Annotated in this window: 3 protein-coding genes; 1 reads left to right on the forward strand and 2 read right to left on the reverse strand. The window is 47.8% G+C overall.

Annotation, left to right across the window (positions count from 1 at the left end; genetic code table 11):
• The first annotated feature begins 285 nt into the window (after positions 1-285).
• Positions 286-1,053 (forward strand): undecaprenyl-diphosphate phosphatase, encoded by a 768-nt coding sequence (locus Q0294_RS14400; RefSeq protein WP_299466739.1) that lies wholly within the window; start codon positions 286-288, stop codon positions 1,051-1,053.
• 13 nt (positions 1,054-1,066) lie between these two features.
• On the opposite strand, the gene glgX is transcribed toward Q0294_RS14400, so the two are convergent.
• Both glgX and Q0294_RS14410 read right to left on the reverse strand, forming a co-directional pair.
• Positions 1,067-3,118: a glycogen debranching protein GlgX gene (gene glgX, locus Q0294_RS14405; RefSeq protein WP_299466742.1), complete on the reverse strand. Its 2,052-nt coding sequence runs from the start codon at positions 3,116-3,118 to the stop codon at positions 1,067-1,069.
• 546 nt (positions 3,119-3,664) lie between these two features.
• Positions 3,665-4,216, reverse strand: a complete 552-nt coding sequence (locus Q0294_RS14410) for a hypothetical protein (protein WP_299466745.1) — start codon at positions 4,214-4,216, stop codon at positions 3,665-3,667.
• Positions 4,217-4,496 lie beyond the last annotated feature (280 nt).

Here is a 4,496-nt window from a genome sequence, read left to right on the forward strand (position 1 = left end):
TTGGTACCCACAATAGCGTCTCGCCCCAGGCCATACAACCGTCAAACTTGACTCAAATTGACAAGATTCCAATTCCTCGCTATAGAGTCTTCTGAATATTCCCTAATGATTCTTACTAATAAACCACATATCGCAAAAGCCATAAAACCTTTATTTAAAATCACTTACAACATTTAATCCTCTTCCTCATTTTTTCGTCTGAAATGACCTTGGTGAGATCATGGGCAATCGCTTTAAATACAGATCACTCTACTTCACCACTCCCTGGCTGGAAACGATTTCAATATGACCTGGTTAAAAATGATTCTGCTGTCAGTCATTCAGGGAATCAGCGAATTTCTACCTATCAGTTCTTCAGGGCATCTGGTCATTGTCGAAAGTCTGCTGGAAATCAAAGCCGATCAGACAGACGTGAATATTGTTCTACACGCGGGGACCCTGCTCTCGATACTGATCTTTTATCACAGAACCATCTTTCGTCTGCTCAGCCAGGACCTGCGAGTCATACCGCTCATGATTGTCGGCACGCTGCCCGTTGTTGTCATTGGGTTATTGGCCAAAAAATATGCCGAGCATTTACTGGAAAGCCCTCTGCTCGCGGGCTGCATGTTACCCGTCACGGGTTTATTCCTGCTGCTGATTCCGCATATCCCGCAAAAGGATCGAAGTTACACGCAAATCACCTACAAGCAGGCTCTCTTCGTGGGTCTCGTGCAGGCGATCGCCATTCTGCCGGGCATTTCGCGCAGCGGCAGCACCATCGTGGCGGGGCTATTCGCAGGCATGTCTAGACAATCCGCGGCCACCTTCTCTTTTCTGCTCGCGATCCCGGCGATCTCCGGCGCGACGATTCTCGAGACCGCGGAAATCATTTCGAACCAGCACATCAGCACCCCTTTAAGCCTGCTGGCAGTCGGCGCGCTCATCTCCGCCATTGTGGGACTGGCCTCACTCTGGCTACTCGTACGCTGGCTCGAGAAAGGCAAACTGCATTATTTCGCGTACTGGTGCATTCCCCTGGGAATCATCATTGTCATCATGCAGTTAATCTGAGCAAACGCCTTTTTTAGCGACGTGTTGCACGGCGTACATAACAACGCAATGAACGCGCAGGTAACACAGCGACTCGGGGATACAAGGTCGCACCATCCCGCTTTGGAAAAATATCCAGCGGCGATCGGGCCGAGGTATCGACGGTCAGATTCCACTCTTTCGGCTTGATTCCAAACGGCAACTCAAATGCCTGTGCATCAGGCGACGAGTTCACCAGAATCATCAAATCAGAACCATCACGCACTCTGCGCGAGGAATGCCTTGCTCCCAGAATACACAACAGGCAGTTCTTATCGTTTTTCCAGTCCACGGACTGACCCTGCACATTGAACCAGCTGACATCCGGAAGTTTTTCCACGCCGTCCAGTTGACCTGTGAGAAAATTCCGCTGCCTTAATGTGGGCTCGCACAGCCGGAAATGAATCAATTCTTTAGAAAACCGGTATAAGCCACTGTACTTTTTAACCAGTGACCAGTCGAACCAGGAAATCGAATTGTCCTGGCAATACGTATTGTTATTCCCGCGCTGTGTTCTGCGGCATTCGTCTCCGGAGAGCAGCATCGGAACGCCCTGGCTCAAAAATAGTGTTGCCAGGAAGTTTTTGATCTGTCGCTCACGCATTCCAATAATCGCCGGATCGTCGGTAGGACCTTCGACGCCGAAATTCATACTGATATTGTTGTTTTCACCATCCTGATTGTCTTCACGGTTGGCATAATTATGCTTGTGTTCATAACTCACCAGATCATTCAGAGAAAAACCATCGTGAGCCGTAATGAAGTTCACACCATGAAACGGCTCGCGGCCAGTTTTCTGATAGAGGTCGCTGGAACCGGAAAGGCGCGTTGCATAATCGCCCAGTGACGGAACATCGCCACGCCAGAACCGCCGGATATCATCGCGGTAGCGGCCGTTCCATTCTGCCCAGCGCATGTGGGAAAACGATCCGACCTGATAAGCGCCCGCTGCATCCCAGGCTTCTGCAATCAGCTTTGTATCGGCCAACAACGGATCTTCGGCGATCGCCTCGACCAGCGGCGGACTTGGCACGAGGTGCCCGCTTCTGTCGCGGCTCAAGATCGACGCCAGGTCAAATCGGAAACCGTCAATGTGATAGTTGCAGGTCCAGTAACGCAGACAATGGAAAATCATTTCCCGCACAACGGGGTGATTACCATTGATGGCATTCCCGCACCCGGAATAGTTTTTATAGTATTTCCCACCCTGTTCCAGGTGATAGTAGACCTGATTTTCCAGCCCTCGGAAAGAGAGTGTAGGGCCGTGTTCGTTCCCTTCAGCTGTATGATTAAAGACCACATCCAGGATCACTTCAATACCGGCGCTATGCAGGGCCCGCACCATTTCCTTGAACTCGCGCACTTGAGCGCCCGGTTCCGGATTGGTCGCAAAACCGCGATGCGGAGCAAAGAACGCCAGCGTTTCATAACCCCAGTAGTTTTGATGGTCTGTAAATGTACCATCAGTCTCGTTCATGGGAAATTCGTGAATGGGCATCAGCTCAACAGCAGTCACTCCCAGGTCGATCAGGTAAGGAATTTTTTCAATGACACCCGAATACGTTCCGGGATTTTCCACACCGCTCGACGGCGAATTCGTAAATCCGCGCACATGCATTTCATAAATGACGGTGTCGGCCAGGTGGTGCCTGACGTGACGATCGCCTTGCCAGTCAAACTGGTCATCGACGACAACACACTTTGGCGGGCGAACAATGCCATCGGGTGAGGGCTGGAAATTTCCCGCCAGCGCTTTGGCATACGGATCGATCAGACGAGCCCGTTTATCAAAGCGATGTCCGACTTCTGGTTGAAAGGGACCGTCTGCCTGAAAATGATAGAGTTGACCAGGGCTGATTCCGGAAATGAACGCCGTCCAGATATCGCCTAGCCGACCATACTCCTGATTGAATTTAATGATCTCAGAAGGCTCTAAATCATCAACATGATTATAAAGCAACAGCCACATTGATGTGGCTGAGCGACTGTAAACTGAGAATAAAACCCCGTTGTCCTGCGGAATCGCACCGTAGGAAAATGTATGCATTGTGTGAATCGGGGAACTTAAAGAATGTACCAATTCGTGACCCATTAAAAAACCTATTCCTCACAATTCCTGCATCGAGACAATTCCAGGAAAATTAAGCAATCTTCTCCTGAGTACCAAAAAAAGAAAGCGGAACTTTCAAATTCGACACAGTCATTTTATCTCAAATATTTCCTCAGAGGATTCTAATTTGACCGAATCCATCTGGTATTAATGATATGACCCAACCCTGTTCTTATTCTTCGACGTCCCTTGAATGAAAAATCATTCCTTTTTTCTTTTCAATGTGACTTCCCCGAGATCAGTCGAAGCCAGTAGAAATCATCGAGAAAACAATCCTCTTGTATTTTATGCAACTAACAGTCAGTTTACATATAAGTTTTCTGACTGCTGCAGATAGTGTATCAAGTAAATCAACTTTACCCAGATCATTTTTCCAAAATTAACAACTGAGCTACTGGAGAAAACCAGTAGCTCAGAGTTTACACAAATACATTGTTCATCCTGTTTTATGAAACTTTGTACCTTGAGAATCATCCCTTCATCTTACGGGAAGAAAGGATCATTGAGGATTGAACGGGCGGGAGCAGCTCGGTAAGTCTGATAAACAGGCTGACTTACGGGATGGTAAACAGGAGCCTGCTGAACCTGATTCCAATTGCTTCCACGATATCCCGTGTAATTCTGAGCGGGAGCCAGATAACGCACCCCACAGTTTCCGCCGGGACAATTTCCCGTACTGCAATTCCCTGTACTGCAACCAACACCGGTTCCGCATTGTCCGTTGGCACAAGGGCTTTGGTAACGGATTCCAGTAGTGCAATTACCGTTCACACAGTTGGTACTGCCGTAATTGGATTGCCCATAACCGGGGTTATAAGCACGATGCTGATACCCATTGTTATAGTTGACAGGTGTTGTCAACGCACGGAACGGCGATGTTACTACATCCAAAACCCCACCAGGATGCGGCTGAAAATAAGCGGTCCTGGTTTCTGACGAGACTCTCGCTGCTCCATAATCAGCAGCACTTACCTGATCCGAAAGGATCACCATCGATCCCAAACAAATTGCCAATGTCATTACTAAACGTGTCATCTTTGATTTCTCCTCAATTATATTGCCGAATAACTGTTGTCATTTAAACCACCAAGTGGCTAACAACCTGATTGCATTCGGCGTACCAAAAAAGAGGAGCCTCAACTCACAAAACATCTTATCTCATTACAAAATATAACCTTACATCTTATTTAGCAAACACGAAAATATCATTTTCGCAACACACCACTCTCGTTAATTGTAACAATTACGACACAGTAGATACAAATCGGTTCTATCATAAGTGCGAATTTACAAACGAGGCAAAATGTAAGGCCAA

This window comes from uncultured Gimesia sp., from assembly GCF_937919775.1.
Taxonomy (GTDB): Bacteria; Planctomycetota; Planctomycetia; order Planctomycetales; family Planctomycetaceae; genus Gimesia.

Bases quoted from the DNA above. Each gene is read 5' to 3' on its own strand.
- Q0294_RS14400 (WP_299466739.1), top strand. From the start codon at position 286: ATGACCTGGTTAAAAATGATTCTGCTGTCAGTCATTCAGGGAATCAGC.
- glgX (WP_299466742.1), bottom strand. From the start codon at position 3,118: ATGCATACATTTTCCTACGGTGCGATTCCGCAGGACAACGGGGTTTTA.
- Q0294_RS14410 (WP_299466745.1), bottom strand. From the start codon at position 4,216: ATGACACGTTTAGTAATGACATTGGCAATTTGTTTGGGATCGATGGTG.